14 protein-coding genes are annotated in these 19,448 nt (G+C 36.0%); 11 read left to right on the top strand and 3 right to left on the bottom strand.

Features of this window, described 5'->3' with window-relative positions; all coding sequences use genetic code 11:
* Positions 1-141 precede the first annotated feature (141 nt).
* The 11 genes from OLW01_RS17255 to OLW01_RS17205 all read left to right on the top strand — a co-directional run bounded on the left by OLW01_RS17255 (position 142) and on the right by OLW01_RS17205 (position 17,723).
* Complete coding sequence (locus OLW01_RS17255) at positions 142-1,404, top strand: sugar MFS transporter (protein ID WP_268077276.1); 1,263 nt, start codon at positions 142-144, stop codon at positions 1,402-1,404.
* A 62-nt stretch (positions 1,405-1,466) separates the two neighbouring features.
* Complete coding sequence (locus tag OLW01_RS17250; protein ID WP_268077275.1) at positions 1,467-2,594, top strand: helix-turn-helix domain-containing protein; 1,128 nt, start codon at positions 1,467-1,469, stop codon at positions 2,592-2,594.
* 74 nt (positions 2,595-2,668) lie between these two features.
* Positions 2,669-3,271 (top strand): hypothetical protein, encoded by a 603-nt coding sequence (locus tag OLW01_RS17245; RefSeq protein ID WP_268077274.1) that lies wholly within the window; start codon positions 2,669-2,671, stop codon positions 3,269-3,271.
* 226 nt (positions 3,272-3,497) lie between these two features.
* Positions 3,498-5,126: a cellulose biosynthesis protein BcsE gene (gene bcsE / locus OLW01_RS17240; protein ID WP_268077273.1), complete on the top strand. Its 1,629-nt coding sequence runs from the start codon at positions 3,498-3,500 to the stop codon at positions 5,124-5,126.
* Positions 5,127-5,279: 153 nt separating this feature from the next.
* Complete coding sequence (gene bcsG / locus OLW01_RS17235; protein WP_268077272.1) at positions 5,280-6,899, top strand: cellulose biosynthesis protein BcsG; 1,620 nt, start codon at positions 5,280-5,282, stop codon at positions 6,897-6,899.
* 10 nt (positions 6,900-6,909) lie between these two features.
* Positions 6,910-7,089: a hypothetical protein gene (locus OLW01_RS17230; protein ID WP_268077271.1), complete on the top strand. Its 180-nt coding sequence runs from the start codon at positions 6,910-6,912 to the stop codon at positions 7,087-7,089.
* A 1-nt stretch (position 7,090) separates the two neighbouring features.
* Complete coding sequence (gene bcsQ / locus OLW01_RS17225) at positions 7,091-7,837, top strand: cellulose biosynthesis protein BcsQ (RefSeq protein WP_268077270.1); 747 nt, start codon at positions 7,091-7,093, stop codon at positions 7,835-7,837.
* Positions 7,834-10,482, top strand: a complete 2,649-nt coding sequence (bcsA, locus tag OLW01_RS17220) for a UDP-forming cellulose synthase catalytic subunit (protein WP_268077269.1) — start codon at positions 7,834-7,836, stop codon at positions 10,480-10,482. Before bcsQ ends, bcsA begins: the two co-directional genes overlap by 4 nt.
* Positions 10,469-12,718 (top strand): cellulose biosynthesis cyclic di-GMP-binding regulatory protein BcsB, encoded by a 2,250-nt coding sequence (bcsB, locus tag OLW01_RS17215; RefSeq protein WP_268077268.1) that lies wholly within the window; start codon positions 10,469-10,471, stop codon positions 12,716-12,718. The genes bcsA and bcsB overlap by 14 nt, the downstream gene beginning before the upstream one ends.
* Positions 12,718-13,890: a cellulose synthase complex periplasmic endoglucanase BcsZ gene (bcsZ, locus tag OLW01_RS17210; RefSeq protein ID WP_268077267.1), complete on the top strand. Its 1,173-nt coding sequence runs from the start codon at positions 12,718-12,720 to the stop codon at positions 13,888-13,890. The genes bcsB and bcsZ overlap by 1 nt, the downstream gene beginning before the upstream one ends.
* Complete coding sequence (locus OLW01_RS17205) at positions 13,881-17,723, top strand: cellulose biosynthesis protein BcsC (RefSeq protein ID WP_268077266.1); 3,843 nt, start codon at positions 13,881-13,883, stop codon at positions 17,721-17,723. Before bcsZ ends, OLW01_RS17205 begins: the two co-directional genes overlap by 10 nt.
* Before the next feature lie 15 nt (positions 17,724-17,738).
* Here OLW01_RS17205 and OLW01_RS17200 read toward each other — a convergent pair whose 3' ends face one another.
* The 3 genes from OLW01_RS17200 to OLW01_RS17190 form a co-directional block, all read right to left on the bottom strand.
* Complete coding sequence (locus OLW01_RS17200; protein ID WP_268077265.1) at positions 17,739-17,966, bottom strand: ChaB family protein; 228 nt, start codon at positions 17,964-17,966, stop codon at positions 17,739-17,741.
* Positions 17,967-18,335: 369 nt separating this feature from the next.
* The gene (locus tag OLW01_RS17195) at positions 18,336-18,914 is read right to left on the bottom strand and encodes an HD domain-containing protein (RefSeq protein WP_268077264.1); all 579 of its coding nucleotides are present in this window, start codon (positions 18,912-18,914) and stop codon (positions 18,336-18,338) included.
* A gap of 80 nt (positions 18,915-18,994) precedes the next feature.
* A complete protein-coding gene (locus tag OLW01_RS17190) occupies positions 18,995-19,447 on the bottom strand; it encodes a hypothetical protein (protein WP_268077263.1) in 453 nt (150 codons plus the stop codon).
* Position 19,448: the final 1 nt, after the last annotated feature.

Genomic DNA, 19,448 nt, shown 5'->3' with positions numbered 1-19,448 from the left:
ACATAAAATAAATAAAAATTAGTGTTCTTGTTATTATAAGAACGTTCTTTTATTAAATTTATGTTTTGCTAAGACGCCTTTATGAACAGTTTTATTTAATATTTTGTAAATATTAAAATTTAACTTATTAATGGAGTTTTTATGGCGGGTGCCTTTAACAATGTTTCTAATGAAATGAAGAGTAACTCATCTTCAATACAGCCTAAATATGTCAGTTCACTGATATGGCTAACTAGTTTATTTTTTATTTGGGGGTTTTTAACCAGTTTAAATGACATTTTAATACCGCATTTAAAACAAGCATTTTCATTAAACTATACGCAAGCGATGTTAATTCAAAGTTGTTTTTTTGGCGCTTATTTTATAGTCTCATTACCCGCTGGTGCTCTCGTTAAAAAAATTGGTTATAAAAACGGCATTGTAGTAGGGCTAATAGGGGTTGCTTTGGGTTGTATTGCCATTTATCCATCGGCGTTAGTTGCGTCCTATCCTTGTTTTTTAGCTTCATTATTTTTGCTTGCATCCGGAGTTACCGTGCTGCAAGTATCCGCTAACCCTTATGTTACTATTTTAGGTTCACCGGAAACCGCATCCGAACGACTAACGATGACTCAGGCCTTTAATTCGTTAGGCACGACTATCGCTCCTTTATTTGGTGCTGCTTTTATTTTAGCTTCACTGACTGAAACCGAAAACTCAGTTGAATCAGTACAAATTCCTTATATGGTCATTGCTTTAACTGTATTATTAGTTGCGGTTCTATTTTATAAATTAAACTTACCACAAATAGAATCGCAAAATGATGAACCAGAAATTCAAACAGGTTCAATTTTTCAACATAAACATTTAGTCTTAGGGGTAATTGGTTTATTTTTATATGTTGGTGCAGAAGTATCTATCGGAAGCTTTTTAGTTAATTTTATCGCGGAGCCTCATATAGCGGGTTTACATGAATCACAAGCGGCTCGCTATATCGCCTTATACTGGGGTGGTGCTATGATTGGTCGTTTTATCGGTTCCATTATCATGCGAAAAGTAAAAGCTAGATATGTGTTGGCTTTTAATAGTTTAGCCTCGATGATTTGTCTACTTATAGCAATTAATACACAAGGCTATCTTGCCATGTATGCAGTGTTACTGACAGGCCTATGCAACTCGATTATGTTTCCAACTATTTTTAGTTTATCTTTAGTTAACCTAGGCTCAAAAACAAGTCAAGCATCTGGATTATTATGCTTAGCTATCGTAGGTGGCGCGATTCTACCTTTGCTTCAAGGCATGGTCGCTGATGTTTGGCATGTCCAAATTTCATTTATTGTACCTGCTTTGTGCTATATCTATATTGGCTTTTTTGCGCTTAGCAAGCCAATTCGCCAAGCTTGTAGCTATAGTCGTCAATTATAATTATTGATTTAATATGAACTAATAGTATTATTTGGCGATTTTTAAATAGGTTTTAAGATCAAATGGATAAAACATTATTTAACCTGCATGACTTAGTTTTATTATTGACTGCTTTTGAATGTTTTGCGATTGTCGCTTTTTTAGGCTGGTCAAAAAAGACAAAAACTTTAACAACCTATTTATTAATCGCATTTTTTATTATTCGTGCCAGCATTTCTTTACATGAGCTCGTATTATGGGGAAGTACATTTAGGTACTGGGTATTAGAATTATCGCCAAATTTATTTTTTGTATTTAATTTTTCCTATTGGCTAGATGCACCACTTTTATTTTTATACATCTATTGCAATATAAAACCCACCTATAAATTACAGCTTAAAACTTTATTGCATTTACTGCCTGCGCTCATTTTTATGATTTACTTGGTAGTGTCGTTTTACTGGTTACCTTTGCCAATTAAAGACGGGTTAATCCGTAATTACAGCTTCGCATCGTTAGAATTTGTCAGCGTTGATTTATTAGCTAAATTTATTCGACTCATATATATGGCGTTAGCAATCAAATTGTTACAAGACAATATAAAACAACCAGAGCCAGCACAAACCCCACCGTGGATGTTACCAATTATTATTGCGTATACCGCCGTTTTAAGCTGGGAGCTGTTACTAAGTATATTAAAAGTATATCACTCAATTTGGGAGTTAAAATACTACAACGTCGTTGAAATTATTGGTATTAGTGATTATTACATGCTATTTGCTTTGATTAACGTGGTGGTTTTTTTAGCTGTAAATCATTTTTTGACCCCAAAGCCCCAAAAAAGAAAAATAGTAAATAAAGAACCGATCAATATGGAATATGTTGAAAAGCTCGAAGTTGCCATGGAACAAGAAAAGTTGTATTTAAACCCCAACTTATCATTCGAACGCATGGCGGAAAAAGTAGATATACCAAGCAAAGATTTATCGGCTACTATTAATCGTTATTATCATGTCAATTTTTACGAATTTATTAATAATTATCGAATTAACGAAGCAAAAGCTTTGTTAGAAGATCCAGCACTCAGCCATCGTAGCATTACAGAAATTTTTTATGATTCAGGCTTTAATAGTAAATCAGTTTACAACACACTGTTTAAAAAGAAATTCAACATGACACCTAGTCAGTACCGTAAATCTATAGCTAAATAAATATAATTTGGTTGGGCTATGTGAGTGTGATAGTCTGAAAATACAAAACATTTAAAAATCACATACGATAAATTATGATTTCTAAAATTGAAGAGAATGCCACATTTTGGCCTATTTTTGTCCAATCTATTTTGACCAACTCAAAATATTTAGACTACTTTCCTGATCACGCTTTTTTGCAAACACCGCCCGAAAGAGCATTTATTGAAGCTATTTTACAGCTTGACTACAAGCAGGCACTACAAAAACTTAAGCCGCTAATGCTACCTGAGTACCAAAGGCGTTTAGCATCTAAATACGCAAATTATAAATATAATAAAAAAAATCGACGTAGTACTTTCAGCATTAACGAAAATACCATATCTCGTTTATCGAGGTTATTAACTCTGCATGGTTTGGATAATTACAACGAACTCATCGAGTATTTAACCCAGCCAGATAACGCAAGCCAAGCTATATTGAAAGATTTTTCAGATGAAAACCCAACCTCGGGCTTATCAACCCAAGATGCATTTAAAGTATTTGTAAAAAAACTTAATTCAGAGCAACAGAGCTTAATCACAAATACACTTAAAATGGTTTATATTCAAGCTTGCAAAGACAACAAACATAATAAAAACCAATCGTTCGAGGATATGCAAAACAAAATGAGCCAATATTTAAATGAATTGCTCTAAAGGCATAAGCCTAAAGCACACTCTAAAAAGCCTATAATGTATATTATGTTAAATTAAATCTAGGTATGTACATGCTCCTCACCTGTTAAATAATTAACTCATTTAAAACTTCAATTAAAAATTTGGATTTTTATTCTAATTATATGAACTGCATCAGTTTGTAAAACAAAGAAATTACTCTAGAATAAAAATACTATAATTTTAAATACGTTACCTAGGATTTCGCATGTATGGTTTGGGCAGTTTCGATACACCAAGCAGTATTAATTTTTCTCATGCAAACCATTATTTTTTATTATCGGAGCAAGTCACCCAATCAGGATTTTTAATTAATAATTTATTAAAATCGATATTGTCTAAACAACACGATTTATTCGTTATCTCAGAAGATCTTGATATTGTCATTGAGTCGATTCAAAAGCCTGACATTGATACGTTTAAGCTCTTAGAACAGCATAAGCGATTACATTTTTTTGAAACTGCAAAGACAAATAAAGAAAATTTTAGCTTGAAGTATTTTCAGCAACTGTTTAAAGAGCTAAAAGTTTACCCACAATTCAAGCACGCTAACTGTGTTATTCATCTCTCGGGGGCAGTGTTAAATGCGACTGATGAAACGGAGTTAGAAAACATTATAAATTATTTCAATCGGCAAGCTGTTAACTGGCAGCTAAATTTAATCATACTCATAACTGGTGCCTCTAATCGTGCATTAACGGAACGTCTCTTCACTTACTCAAAAACTATTAGTGGTCTTTTAAATATCAGCCGTTATTCAGGCTCACAACTATTAAATTTGTCTTTTTGGCATCAAGTGAGTGGATTAATATACAATCAAAAATTCAAACTGTATTTTGATGAAAATTTATTTAAATTGTCATCTTATGTTGCTCCATCTGAATCAGAATCTACTGAATTCGATAACCAACAATTAGATGAAAATGAAGTTTGGGTAGTTGAAACTGCTGTTGATTCGTTTGAGCAAATCCCAGAAAACTATCGACGAGTAAAAAATAACGAGCAGTTGTATGAGGTTGCCAAACAATTATCTTCTGCTACTGTCGTTTTCACAATAAACAAAGATCAGTCTGTTATTGATTTGGCTAAAATTTGCTACACACTGCGAAAAACGCAAGGTGCTTGGCTTAAAATTGTGCTGCAAAATATAGAAGGCATGGTTAGACACAAAGACGAAAGTATTTTTTACCTTGCGGGTGTTAATTTAATTTTATACGACTTTAATCAAGCCTCCCGTTTCATATCAAGAATTCAATCAATTCAAGGGTTCAAATTTACCCGTGAGTTACCAGAAAAATTTAGCTTTATTTCCGATAAAATTGAATCAAGCAAATCATTTGGCTATCGTAGTATTCATCAATTTTGTGAAGAGGTGATCCGCAGTAGTGAAAATGCAGACAGTCTTTCTGTTTCCGCAGCTTTAGTGCGTCTTACCCTGCTGCCTAGTGCTCGGCCTGTCCATGCATTAAAAATGATCCATTTAAAACGTAATGGCGATTTTTTTTCAAATTATCAAGATGAAATTGTATTGTATTTGAGTGCTTGTCGAGCCAATGATGTACAAACCGCGCTAGAACATTTATTTTATTTAGACATTGATGATTTTTTTCTCGCAAAATCCATTACCACATCACATTTGGATGTTCAGCGATTTTGCCGCCAGTTACTGGCCAATAGCGAATTAAAACATGAAGCTGATCTTTCAAAATATTTAAGCCATAAATTGGTGATGGATAATGTATATGATGCATTCGAAATTGAACTAATGAACAGTCCAAACGTAAAAATACCCGATGAACCTTTTTTATCTCCTTTAAAGTTTAAGGCGGTTGAATGAATATTGTTGAGCTCATTCTTGTGATTGTAATTTCATTTTTCTTTGGTTTTGTTTTTTGTCTCGTTTCTAAAAATGCGACACATCAAATACGACGTTTCATTTATCAAATGAGCTTTAAGCACAAATTACTTAAGCCTTACAAAGGGAAAAAGCATGAGTAAGCAACACCCATACTGGCAATTTACAGGGTTGGGCTTATGGAATTTATATTTTTTAATTAAGCTCTGGCTACACTTAAACCATTACATCCAAATCAATTTCGTTGCTAATTTGGCGTTTGCTTGTGTTTTGATGATTAGTTTTTCAAGCTCATATATTAATACTGCCAAGCACACTTTGGCTGTATTTTTCGCTATTACCTTAATTTATAGTGAATCTTGGCTGCCGCCTGTTTCTACCTTTGCCAGTAATCTTGAATTGCTTTCAGAATTTAGCATAGACTATTTATTTAATCTTACTGGGCGCTTTATCGATACGAGCATGGTTTTCGCTATTATGATTGCGACCACAGCTTATGCTTATTTTTCAAAGTGGGTTAGATTTACGACCTTTAGTTTGCTAGGGCTTATTATTATCCCTACCTATAATCAATTTTCTGCCATTCAAGACAAACAAATCGTGCAAACAAGCGTTCAAAATAAGTCCAACGATTTAGTTAATCAAAATGAACCTAGGCAACAAATCAATAGCCCTTTACAGGCAGACTCGCCAGAGCAAGCTTTAAATCAATTTTATAGCCAGCAAAAAACGTTACCTGACATAATTCCAAACGAGCTACCCCAACAGGCATTTGATATTTTGATACTGAATATTTGTTCTTTATCCAATGCTGATTTGACAGCCGCAGGCGTTGATTCAAAAAAATTACTGAATGACTTTGATATTGTTTTTAACCAGTTTAATGCGGCAACCTCATACAGCGGGCCGGCAGCACTGCGCATCTTAAGATCAAGCTGCGGTCATGTCCCCCACTCAGAATTATTTTCAAAAACCGATGAAACCCAATGCTACTTATTTGAAAATTTAAAGAAGCTGGGCTATCAAACCAATTTAACCATGAATCATGATGGTCATTTTGATAATTTCCTTGGTCTATTACAAAATCAAGGCAATCTAAATGCCCAACTGACGCCACTTAAAAATAACGATATTGCACAATATGCTTTTGATGATACACCTGTATATCGTGATATTAGCTTGTTAAATCAATGGTTAAGTGCACATAAAAACAAAAATCAGCCTCAAGCTATGTACTATAATTCAATTACTTTACACGATGGCAACCAAGTCATTAATCAGCCTAAATTGAATGATATTGAAAGTTATACCCTGAGAATAAAAATGTTATTTACTGACATTAAGCAGTTTATAGAACAAATCGAATTAAACGCAAGACCTACCATGTTAATTGTCATTCCTGAACATGGCGCTGCACTTAAAGGAGATAAAATGCAATTTTCTGGTTTACGTGAAATCCCTAGTCCAAACATTGTTAACGTGCCAGTCGCTATTAAATTTATCGGCAAACAAACAAATCGTAGCTCACCGCTTTACATCAAGGGCAGTTACAGTCATTACGCTCTTTCTACGTTAATAGAAAGAGCGATTAGTTCGAACGCATTTGATACTTCTGTTTCGTTAAACATGCTAACCAATCAATTACCAAAAACTGAGTTAGTAGCTGAAAACGAAAGTGCTGTTTTAATGAATTATAAAAATAAACCCTATATCAAGTTAAATAATCGCGACTGGATGGTATATCCGGGAATATAGTGAGCAATAGATGACAAACTTCAAGCCTGTGCAAGTCGTGCCAAATCAGCAAAATGATTGGCAAAAATTAAACGAAGCGCTTATCAAGCCTATCAATTTTGTTGAATTAAAACGTAATGAACAAGCCAAAGAAATTGAGAAAAAGTATTTTTTAGTACACCAAATATTAACGTGCATTCAGTCTAAATAATATGATGAATCAACGGATTTTTGTGACCGGAACTAAAGGCGGTACTGGGGTTAGCTCAGTGGTCGCAAATTTAGCGCGAAGTTTGGCCGATAGCAATGAAATAACTTTAGTTATTGAATTAGATTCACAAAACCAGCTTGCTCGGCATTTTGCAATTCCATGGCAATCAAAAATTGGTTGGCAAAATGCCTACGACCTTGAAGCATTACCATATTGTTTTTATCAAACCCAAAGCAATATTAATATATTGCCCTATGGTGAATCTTTGGGCGAGCAAGCAAAGCTGTGCGCGCAAACTATTATTGATAGTAGTAGTAAGCTTGATTTGCCTAAAAATAGTTGGATTTTATTTGATGCAGGACAAAGTCAGCAACTTAATGCGTTAGATCTAAACTCAAACGATATTATTTTAGAGATAGCTAATTGTGACGGTATTTGCCACAGTCTTTTGTATCAAAAATTTTTTATGGATAAACAGAAATATAAAGCACAGCACTATGTTTTAATTAACCGATATAACGCGCACTCTGAAGTTGAATCTGATTTATTTACTTTGTGGCGCCAGCAACTTGATTGCTTAAGTCCGGTTTTTATTAATACTGATGAAGCCATCAAAGTTGCAGTTACTCATGGTAATCAAGCCGTGGCTCTTTATCCGGCAAATAGTTGTCGTGCCGATTTTGAACGGTTATCCGCTTGGTTGGCTCATTTGCTTACTCAGAGAAATATTTCCAAGGATAGGACATGATTTGGGCATCTTTAGGCATCCCTAAACATTGGACTCTGGGTTATCAACTACTCGCTTTGTTTATTCAGCCTAAGTATATTCGGCTTTATAAATTCAGGTACACACGTTTATTTCAAGACTACCGTTTAACCCGTATTACCTCGTTGTTACTGCCGTTGCTGGTTTATATTTTATCGTTATTTATTAATTTCAGGGTCGTTAACAAAGCGCAATTAAAAACTCAATTTTACCGCCATTATCCACAAATAAAACCCGAGAAAATTAGTCTGTTTGACCCTGTCCGATTTATTGTACAAACCCTGTATTTGTTAACTTTCAGACAGTCTAGGCAATCGTTGCTGTGGCCCAAAATAAACTATAACCTAAGAAAAACTTGGCTAAAAATAAGATTATTCGACCGTTATATAGTTCAGCATTTTGGCCGAATTTGGCTAAAAGAAAATAATTATAAAAGCCATCTCTGGCTTAAACGAGTATGGCGTTATAAATTATCACGCTGGTTTTCAATAAGCTTGATTTGTTTAGCACTGTTTATTTTTATTAGTGTGCCGTTTGATATACCGGCACAAGCTGCTTTTATGGCGCTTATTTTAATGGTTGCCTACCCAATGAGAAAAGTGCCCGGACAGCTTGCCACAATTATAATGATTACCTTATCAGTCATTAGTTCTTCACGCTATTTATGGTGGCGTTATACCGAAACCTTAGGTTGGCAAGATTGGCAGTCGATTCTATTAGGAATCGGTTTAGTCATTGCCGAAACTTATGCTTGGATAGTGTTAATTCTTGGCTATTTCCAAACAATCAACCCATTAAAACGACCAGTAGAACCCCTACCTGAAAATAGCGACAGCTGGCCCAGCATTGATGTCTATATTCCAACTTATAATGAACCATTAAATGTGGTTAGACCAACGACCTTAGCTGCACTAAGTTTAGATTGGCCAAAAGATAAACTAAATGTATACATTTTAGATGATGGTTGTCGTGATAGTTTTAAAGAATTTGCAGAATCTGTGGGGGCTGGATATATTATCCGTAAAGAGCACACCCACGCCAAAGCCGGTAATATGAACCATGCAATGCAATATACCCAAGGTGAATATATTGCAATTTTCGATTGTGACCATATCCCAGCACGTTCATTTTTACAGCTTACAATTGGACAATTTATAAAAGATAAAAAAGTTTGTATGGTGCAAACACCACATCACTTTTTTTCTGCCGATCCGTTTGAAAAAAACCTAAAAAATCATGCCAAAGTCCCTAATGAAAATATGTTGTTTTATGGCTTAATTCAAGATGGTAACGACATGTGGAATGCCACTTTTTTCTGTGGTTCATGTGCGGTTTTAAAGCGAGCCGCTTTAGAATCAATTGGCGGATTTGCGTTTGATACCGTAACCGAAGATGCACATACAGCACTTAGAATGCAGCGTAAAGGATACAAAACCGCTTATATTAACGTGCCACAAGCCGCGGGATTAGCAACCGATAGTTTATCGGCCCATGTTGGTCAACGAATTCGTTGGGCGCGCGGCATGGCACAAATATTTAGAATAGACAATCCCCTACTCGGTAAAGGCCTTAAACTAAAGCAACGGCTTTGTTATTTAAACGCTATGCTGCATTTTTTAGCAGGTATTCCCCGAATTATATTTTTAACAGCGCCACTCGCCTTGATATTTTTTAATGCATATATTATTCATGCAGAGTTCGTAGCCATTATGCTGTATGTAATCCCTACGTTAATTCAAATAAAAATAACCAACTCACGCATTCAAGGAAAATACAGGTACTCTTTTTGGGGCGAAGTATATGAGTCTGTATTGGCTTGGTATATTTTAAAACCCACCACAGTAGCATTAATGGCCCCTCATAAAGGTAAGTTTAATGTCACCGAAAAAGGTGGGTTAAATGAAACTGACTTTTACGATTGGAATATATCCACACCTTCTTTTATCTTGTTTAGTATCAATTTAATTGGTTTCATTTTTGCATTTATTCGTTTGTGGTTTGCAGATGCAGCCGAGATGGGCGTTTTACTTATTAGTATGGCTTGGACGGCTTATAACTTAGTTATTTTAGGCGCAGCAGTCGCGGTTGCCGCAGAAGCAAAACAAATACGAGCTTCGCATCGAATAAAGGCAAAAATTAAAGGACATATCCGGCTTAAAAACGGACATACTTTATTATGCGAATTAACCGACTATTCAGATAAAAGTGTCGGTTTAACCTTATTAGATAATAGCGAATTTACTATTTTGGCCAGAGATGAAATTGAGTTATTACTCATGTATAGCGATCGCCAAGCCGTTTTTCCGATTAAAATTATTAATGCCCGAGATAATAAACTAGGCGCTATCTTAATGGATATGCCTTTAGAAAAACAAAAAGAGTTTGTCTTGGCGACATTCTCAAGAGCGGACGCATGGCTAGATTGGCAAAAACAGTTTCAACATGACAGACCAAGTTATAGCTTTAAACAAATTCTCAGTGCCAGTTGGCGAGGCGTACAAAACATGTTATTTCATGCACCTAAAGTCGCTAAACCTTTTGTTTTATTGCTTACGACGACGGGTGAATTTATTTACTCTTTTCTTCCCAAACAGCCCAATAAAGAGCAGAACAATGAATATAGTTAAAATGATTAAATTAATCTCTCTTTGGATTACGCTCAGTATCCTTTTTATTGCAAAAACAAATGCATCTCAGCTGACGCCTATGGCGGATAAATCAATTTTTGAACAAGGCTACCCAGAACCTGCCGCTCGCTATGACCAGGCACTAAATATAACTGAGCTCAATAATGTCACCACTCGAATGACAGGAACATCACCTAACGCCATTGCTGAGTTTGCAATTCATCCAGATACATTAGTTAACCAACTCGCATTAGATTTTTCAATTAATTACTCACCCGCTCTGTTGGCTGAATTATCGCATATAAAATTATATTTAAATGATTATTTAATGGCGACTTTAGATTTACCTAAACAAACCGATACCAATGCGCTCAATTCACAGCAACACTGGTCTATTCCGCTACAAGCTGATGTGCTTAAAGATTATAATCAAATAAAATATGAGCTGGTTGGTTACTATACAGAGCAGTGTCAAGACGACTTTAATAAAAATATTTGGGCTGAAATCTCACGTAATTCTAAATTAAATTTAACTTATCAAGCATTATCTGTCGATAGTGAGCTGGCATTATTACCTGCACCTTTTTTCTATGATAGTTTAAACAAAATGTTAGATTTACCCATCGTATTTGGCCAGCAACCAAGCACAACAACACTAGAAAGTGCGGCTATTGTTAGCAGTTGGTTTGGACAACTCGCCGACTGGCGAAAATCTAACATAAAAACCAGTATCAACCAGCTTCCTAGTCAGCATGCGGTTGTTATCGCAGACAATCAGAGCCGCCCCGATTTTTTACAACACTACCCGCTGGTAGAAAAACCAACCGTTGAGATCATCTCTAACCCTAAATTTAGATACAAAAAAATATTACTCATTCTTGGTAAAGATGAACAACAAGTTAAACAAGCCGCTTTAAGTTTAGCGCATGCCAGTAAGCTTATGGTGGGCCGAAGCGTTGAAATTAGCCAGCCACCTTTAATTGAAAAGCGCAAAGCTTATGATGCCCCCAGATGGATAACCAGTGGTGAAACAGTTCAATTTTCAGAATTAATTAGCTTTCCAGATCAACTTCAAGTCAAAGGAATGGGCTCTGCTGCTCGTTCATTGAACCTAAGGTTTGCCCCCGATTTATTTATTTGGCGTGACCAAGGTGTTGATTTAGATTTACTCTATCGATACACACCAAGTAAAAGCATTACAGATACTCGCTTAAATTTGTTAATTAATGGGCAATTTATGCAAGGCTTTATGCTAGAAGAGTACCATCAAGACCAATGGAATTTAGGCAATTTAACGATTCCTTTTGCCGAGCCTACTCCCGGTGAAAGTACGCAATCAATCGAAATACCTAGTTTTAAACTCAGCGCCAATAATGTGCTTACCTTCGACTTTAGCTTCGCAATTGCTAAATCCGGAGCCTGTTCAGCTGCACCTAAAGATAGTAATTATGGCCGCATTGATGAAAATTCGAGCGTAAGCTTAGCAGGTTATGAACATTATATTAAAATGCCCGATTTACATGCTTTTGCACAGTCTGGTTTTCCATTTACCAAATATGCAGATCTACAGCAGACCTTAGTTTTAATTGGCAAAAATCGCTCAGTTAATGAATATGATTTATTATTCAATACAATTGCCCATATGAGTGCTTCTACCGGTTATCCGGCTAGCTACATCACAATTAAAAATGATTTATCCGACATAAAAGCAGACGACTACGACTTATTGATTATTGGACAGCCGAAAAGTTTAATAAAACAAGGCAGCAAAAAGTCAGATATTTTAATTTCACAATACAAAAACGAGCTCAACAGGACTTTATATCCTGGCCAGACCGAGCAAAAAGTTAACATTGAGCTTAAAAGTCGCGGTGATTTAGCCAGTATTTTAAGCTTTCAGTCGCCGTACGACAGCGAGCGAACCGTTGTCGCTTTATACGCCAATTCAAATGCTGGTTATCAGCTAACAACAGAAATTTTTCAACAGCAAGAGTCGCTTAATAAAATCAAAGGCGCTGCCAATGTCATTAATCAATATGGCATTACCCACATTCAAACCGACGATAATTATTATGTTGGCAGCTTGCCCATCCACCAATTAATTTGGTATCACCTGTCAGATTATCCAGTTATATTAGGCTTACTATCAGTTTTAGTCTTATTGGTTTTATCTGTCATCATTTGGCGCTTATTAAAAGTATTAACGGCAAAACGTTTAGCCGAAGGAGATGAGTAATGTTGAAACCTTTATCCGCTAAAAACAAACTAATTTATGCTATCACTTCACTTATTTTAGCATTGAGTTTTAATGTTAAATCTGAACCTGTGGCTTGCAATTGGCCACAATGGCAAAGCTTTAAGCAAGATTTTATTAGCCAACAAGGTCGAGTAATTGACCTTGGCTCAAAAGAAGATATTACGACCTCTGAAGGTCAGTCTTACGCATTGTTTTTCGCACTGCTCGCAAATGATAAAGCTGCATTTGATCGACTATTAAAATGGACAGAACAACACCTAGCCGAAGGCGATTTAAGTACTCGATTACCGGCTTGGAAATGGGGAAAAAACAAAAACGATCAGTATCAAATTTTAGATTCAAATCCTGCATCAGATTCTGACTTGTGGATAGCTTACACCCTAGCTCAAGCAGCTAACGTATGGCAAGACAGGTACTACGATGTACTTGCCAGCGTAATGGCAATGCGTATTTTACGTGAAGAAGTCAGTTATATTGACACCTTGGGTTGGACATTATTACCTGCGCCTTACGGATTCGAAAATAAAAATTCAGTTAAATTAAATCCAAGCTATTCACCATTATTTATTAGTCGGTATTTTGCAAAACGATTTCCAGATTCACATTGGCCTAAATTACATCAAAGCAGTACCCAATTACTGTTAAAAAGCACACAAAATGGTGCTGCGGCTGATTGGCTAAATTATTCACCAGAAAAAGGTATTTTTTACAACAAATCCGCGACCGAACAAGGCAGTTATAATGCGATTCGCGTTTACCTTTGGAATAATATAAGCCCTAACATAACCGCCAATCCGAACACTAAAAATGACACAATTAAACAGCAATTAAATACTCATTTTATGCCTTTAGCCGATAAAATCGTATCGTTAGGGTTTATGCCTGAATACATTTCTGCGACTGATTTATCTTATCAAGGCGTTGGTCCTGTCGGTTTTCAAATGGCGGTAGCACCTATGCTTAAAGAGCTTAAACCTGAGTTTTTTAAAAGTTTTATCGAAAAAATAAACACGGGTCAGTTTGGTGAAAATAAAGGGAGATACTACGATTCTGTGCTTAGCTTGTTTTCTCAAAGTGTATTAACCCAAAGGTTTGTCATTAATCAAGCGGGCGAAACAATACCTCATTGGCTTAACAAAGCATGCAATTAAGCTATATCCGTTTAATTACGTTAGGCAAGTTAACGCAAATCGTTGCGGGTTGTCTGCTGGGTTTAGGGTTAAATTTGAGCTTTCAAATTAAAGCCGAACCTTACACTATTGATAAAGAGCCTACCCTATTTTTAACGAAACAACTAAAGCGTGCACTTTTACAAAAAGATGACCCGCTGGCCAAAAATGCGCTTGATAAGTTAATTCAAATATCACCTCATCAAGCGCCAACTTATTGCGCTAAAATTCGCTATCAGGTTGCTAATAATCAACTCACTTTAGCGCGGCAAACCCTTGCTCAACTTAAAAAACTAACACAAACTAATTCATGTCAGGCCACAGCCCAAATTTTAATTGATACCCTAGGTCGGTTAAAACCAACAATAAATGAGGCACGATTATTGGCAATCACCAGCCAACCAGATAAAGCAGTTGCGCTTTACGACCGCATTTTTAGCCAAGGTTTACCCGGTCTTGAATATCAACTTGAATATTTAAAATGGCTTGATGCAAGCACCACTTCTAATACCAAAGTGAAGCAACGATACCAAAAATTAAGACAAGAATTTTCCAATTTAGCAGAGCTTGATTTAGCTTATGCTGATTTTTTACTAAAACAATCGCCCGATAACCAAAGTGCTTATCAAACGTTAACGCAATATGCCCGTGACGAGCGGTATCGAATTTATACAGAAGACATTTGGTTAAGAGCAATTAACCGCCTACCCTACACTCAAAATAGCCAACAATGGGTTAAATTATATAAAACTTACTATCCAAAAAGTGAAAAAGGACAGTTGGCTATCGGTAATTTCAATCAAGCTTATCAGCATAAACAAATGCAGCTTGCTGATCCTGGCTATCGCGCTTGGTTCAAAGCCAAACAATTATCTGACCAAGGTTTATATCAACAAGCACAAGTTTTATTTGATAAAGCACTTAAACACCACCCAAAAGATGCACAAATTCATGCCAGCCAAGCATTATTGAGTATGCGAACTGGGCAGCACAAAACAGCGCAATTCCATTATTTAAAAGCGCTAGACTTAGCGCCAAAAGCTTTTGATGCTAATACTTGGCGGTTATTACTCAACACAGCAAAATATTGGGAACAAATAGCAAAGGTCCGCATTGCAATAAATAATAATAATCTCGATTTAGCCCAACAAATATTAACTAAAGCAAAAAAAATTGAACCTAGTGAACTTGCTAGCATTTATTATCAGGGAGAAATAGAACGCCTTAAAGGCAAATCTAATTTAGCAAAACAGCTATTTCAAACTGTCCTAAAACAAAATCCTAACCATGCTTTAGCTCAGTTGGGTATGCTCAATTTATTAAACTCTAAAGCTGATATTAAACAAGCTTGGAAATTTTTTAATGGATTATCGGCTCAGCAAAAGATACAAATAAATACTGAGTTTAACCGCATTATGGCCGAAAAGTATCGTGAAGCTGGAGCCAATGCACTGGCTGATAATGAAACAAGGCTGGCGATTTCCATTTTATCAGAGGGCATAGATAAGCTAACTTACCCAGCATGGTTAAGTTTTGACTTAGCTAAAATTTACGCTCAACAAGATAACATCCAAAAAGCTGAACAGGTTTTTACAAAACAATACCCTAAAGCACTTAAGTTAAACGAGTTTGTATATGCAAATGCATTGTTTTTAGGTAGCCAAAATCGTTATCAATCAGCTGTTGAGTTGATGAAACAATCTAAACAAAAATCGCCTGCAATCACTCAGTTAAGTAAGCAATATCGGCATCAAGTTCAATACCAAAACTTAGCTCAGCAAATAATAGAAGCACCTAAACGTTCAGCTAAACCACTAACAGAGTTTGCACATTTAACGTCTGGTTTCACTCAATCACAAAAATTAAATTTAGCTCAGCTCGCGTACCTCAATGATCAAGCGTATTTAGCCATAAAATTAATTCAAAGCGAACTTAAACCGTGGAATAAATTAGCAGATGTGCTGCCATTAAGCTGGCAACTGGAATATTGCAGTTGGCTATTGAATGAAGGTTATATCTCCGCTTTCAAAAAACATTTTTCCCAGCTTGAGATGGGCTTCAATGCAACCCAAGCAGAACTTGAAAGTTGGGGGCAATTGAATCAATTTTATGCCAAGCATAGCCAACAATCAGAGCTAGTGCGCATTGAACAATTGGCCAATAATTATCCGGCCAGCCCAGTGCCAAAGCAACTGTTGGCGCAATACTATTTAACCAATAAAAAAATAAATAAGGCAAAGCCCTATATCGCTTTATTAAACTCAACTGATGAGCTGCCCATTAATTTAGCTTTGGATTATTTAGAAACTGATTTAGAAAATGATTCAGAGATAAACGCATCACCTTTGAATAAGTCACAAATAAATTCAAACAAGCATCGTATTTTAAATTCAATAATCGCCAAAAAAAGCAACTTATCAGCTTATCAAAAAAAGCGAACGCTCAAGCTATTGCCCAAAATGAATAACACACAAAAATTAGCAATCTCCAAACAATGGGTTACCCAAAACCCAAATGATCTTGAGCTCACTTACTGGGCCACTCAAGTTGCCGAATCTGAAAACCAAACACAACTTGCTAACCAGTGGCGCAATAAAATTTCGCAACAGGCAGACAACGACACTTGGTATTATAAAAATACCCTTAACCAAATTAAACAAGCGCAAATTAAAAACGAAGCCTGGTTTGAATTAGGAATACAAGCGTCTAGTCAAACCAGCACCAATACTGGTGCATCAGTTTCTCAATCAACTTTACCATTAGCCCTTTGGTTACCTTTTAAACAAGGTCATTTTTTTACCAAATTAGATCTTGAAAAAATCCAAGATCCAGAGATTCAACTCGTGTCCGAAACAGGTATTAATAACTTGGGAACTGGATTGCTGTGTCAGTCAGATTGCGCTAACCAAATTTACAAAAAACAAGATGAAGGGATTGATTTAGCTGTGGGTTGGCAAGGTACCAACTGGCGATTTAATTTAGGGATTTCACCTGCAGGCTTTAAAGTAAATGATTTATTATTTGGTATTGAGTATCAAGGAAATATTCAAAATTTATCTTATGGCATTGAACTTGAACGAAAAGCCTTAAATGATTCTGTTTTAGCTTATTCAGGATTAACTGACCCTTACTCAAACAAAGTATTTGGCGGTGTTAGACGCACAGGCCTTAATGTTAATCTTTCTCATGATTTGGGGAACCGCTGGGGATTTTGGGGATTAGTGGATTACTATCAGTATAGCGGAGAAAATGTTAAATCTAATCAGAGTTATAGGGTTATGGGCGGTACATATTATCGCTTTTATCAGGGCGTAAATCATGAAATTAATTTAGGCAGTAATGTATTACATTGGTCTTACCAACATAATTTAAGTGGCGAAACTTTTGGTCATGGGGGCTATTATAGCCCGCAGTCTTACTGGGGAACGTCTATTCCAATAACGTTTCAGGGTAATTGGGCTAAACTCAGTTATCAATTAACTGCGACTGCTTCTTGGTCAACCTCAAAAGAAGATACGATAGCGTATTTTCCTGAACATGCAGACTTACAACAACAAGCTCAACAATTAACAGATCAAACCGATATTAACCCGCGATTTTCAGCCGATAAAAGTGCCGGTTTAGGCTATCGTTTAGCAGCATCCGTTGAATATAAACTTAATCAAAACTGGATTATTGGTGGTTACTTTTCAGCGCAAAAAGCCAATGCTTACCAACCCGTAAATGGGCAATTATATCTTAGATACTATTTTGGCAACTCTCCCAGCCGCCTATATACACCACCAAAACCCATCACACCCTATCAAGCATTTTAAACTTATTTTAATAAGCTAATCTTTTACCCAATCTCCGTTTGCATTTTTATGGTAGGTATTTTTAACCGCTGACCAAGCTACTTTGTGCGCGACTGTTTCGCGATCATCATCTGAATCTCTGTCTTCAGAGTTTTTGTAAGTATCCCATGCACTATTAAAAGCTTCTTTATATATATCTTGTGCATGTTTAGGTAAATTATCTTTTACTGATGAGGGCAATTCACTACGATTACTATACGGCACACTAAACCTCCTGTTAAATTTTAGCTATACAATAAACTTGTTTTGTCAAAAAATCTTGATATTGAAAATTTAGCATAAAACATATTAATATTTTTTCAATATACAGCGGTTATATAAATGATATTTTTGCCAACAACATCAACATTGCATGTTGGGATTTTAATTAAACAAAGTAGTGCTTGCAAAACAATAAGGTAGGGTTCATCACGGTGGACTTAATAATGCCAAAAACCACATTAAACTGCTGACGATTTATTAGAGGCATCTCTAATCAGATGAGCAAATTATTCTGCCACTACACATTGTAATGGTCTAATACAACTGTAGAGATTTATAGCTTACAATTAGCAAAATCTTAAAGGTATATAACTACGCAAAGAAACCTTTGTCTCCTGCTTTTTCTAGCTTCTCTTTAAGATTACTCCAAAGTTCATCGCTGCCCTTTGCTATCCGACTATTTAATGTAAGAACTTTTTCTTTGGGCACATCATTTTTCTTCCAGCTATGACCATTATCGTGAAGGTTATGTAATAATGGCGGCACTCTATCAATTGCTTTGGCATAAATTGCATCAGGTGTTTCTCCTGCTTCAAATTCGAGCCAAAGTCTCATGTATTCCTCACCTTTACCTTCAGGCAATAAAGATAATATGCGATTAATTCCTGAGGCCTCTTCATCTTTGAGTTCTTGTGTTTCACTGGCATAAATAATGGTATCACCTGCATCTATTTCACCGAGATCATGAATTAAGAGCATTTTAATGACTCTATCAATATTTATATCGTCATTGGCATAATCTTTTAGCATTAAAGCAGACAAACAAACGTGCCAACTGTGTTCGGCAGAATTTTCATATCGTTTGAGTCCAACAGGTCTAGTTTTACGCTGCACATCTTTTAGCTTTTCGATTTCAACAATAAAACTTAGTACTTTATCTATTTGATTCAAATGCCTCTCCTGATTAGGTATATAACGCAAAGCACAACGGCGCGAGTTGCGAGCGTCCGGCAGACCAAGACTGCGCTTTATTAGGCATTATCCATTGCATCTATTGCGTTAAGATACTGCTGTTTATCAAACATAAAGCCTTCAAAAGTCGAATAATCCCAATCCTCATCTCTATGGGGTTGTTCGAAATCCGACCAAACGACCTTAGTTCCTTGAATGTTGATTTTGCAGAGCAATGGCCAACAACTTAAATTACCGCAACTACAACCTAGTATTGCAGTTTTGTTTTTTTCATCCCCCCAATCTGCTTCATCTTTTCCAAGGTAATATTTTTTGAGTGAAGAAGATGAAACTTCAATAGCATGGTAGTCCCCTGCAAGCGCCGGATTTCCCTCCTTTGTAGCCATTGGCATCTCATATTCTTTCATAATTTCTGTCAAAGGTTTACCGTCAATAATGATATTGACTTTAGATTCCTGATAGCCAGAATCATATTTTTTACGATCCTCAACTTTAAATGATATCTTATTCATT

The organism is Catenovulum adriaticum (assembly GCF_026725475.1).
Lineage (GTDB): Bacteria > Pseudomonadota > Gammaproteobacteria > Enterobacterales > Alteromonadaceae > Catenovulum > Catenovulum adriaticum.
This window is presented reverse-complemented; position numbering and strand designations above follow the sequence as displayed.

Coding starts and splice junctions, on each gene's coding strand:
- bcsA (WP_268077269.1), top strand. CDS start 7,834: ATGATTTGGGCATCTTTAGGCATCCCTAAACATTGGACTCTGGGTTAT.
- OLW01_RS17230 (WP_268077271.1), top strand. CDS start 6,910: ATGACAAACTTCAAGCCTGTGCAAGTCGTGCCAAATCAGCAAAATGAT.
- bcsE (WP_268077273.1), top strand. CDS start 3,498: ATGTATGGTTTGGGCAGTTTCGATACACCAAGCAGTATTAATTTTTCT.
- OLW01_RS17245 (WP_268077274.1), top strand. CDS start 2,669: ATGATTTCTAAAATTGAAGAGAATGCCACATTTTGGCCTATTTTTGTC.
- OLW01_RS17205 (WP_268077266.1), top strand. CDS start 13,881: ATGCAATTAAGCTATATCCGTTTAATTACGTTAGGCAAGTTAACGCAA.
- bcsQ (WP_268077270.1), top strand. CDS start 7,091: ATGATGAATCAACGGATTTTTGTGACCGGAACTAAAGGCGGTACTGGG.
- OLW01_RS17190 (WP_268077263.1), bottom strand. CDS start 19,447: ATGAATAAGATATCATTTAAAGTTGAGGATCGTAAAAAATATGATTCT.
- bcsZ (WP_268077267.1), top strand. CDS start 12,718: ATGTTGAAACCTTTATCCGCTAAAAACAAACTAATTTATGCTATCACT.
- bcsG (WP_268077272.1), top strand. CDS start 5,280: ATGAGTAAGCAACACCCATACTGGCAATTTACAGGGTTGGGCTTATGG.
- OLW01_RS17250 (WP_268077275.1), top strand. CDS start 1,467: ATGGATAAAACATTATTTAACCTGCATGACTTAGTTTTATTATTGACT.
- OLW01_RS17255 (WP_268077276.1), top strand. CDS start 142: ATGGCGGGTGCCTTTAACAATGTTTCTAATGAAATGAAGAGTAACTCA.
- bcsB (WP_268077268.1), top strand. CDS start 10,469: ATGAATATAGTTAAAATGATTAAATTAATCTCTCTTTGGATTACGCTC.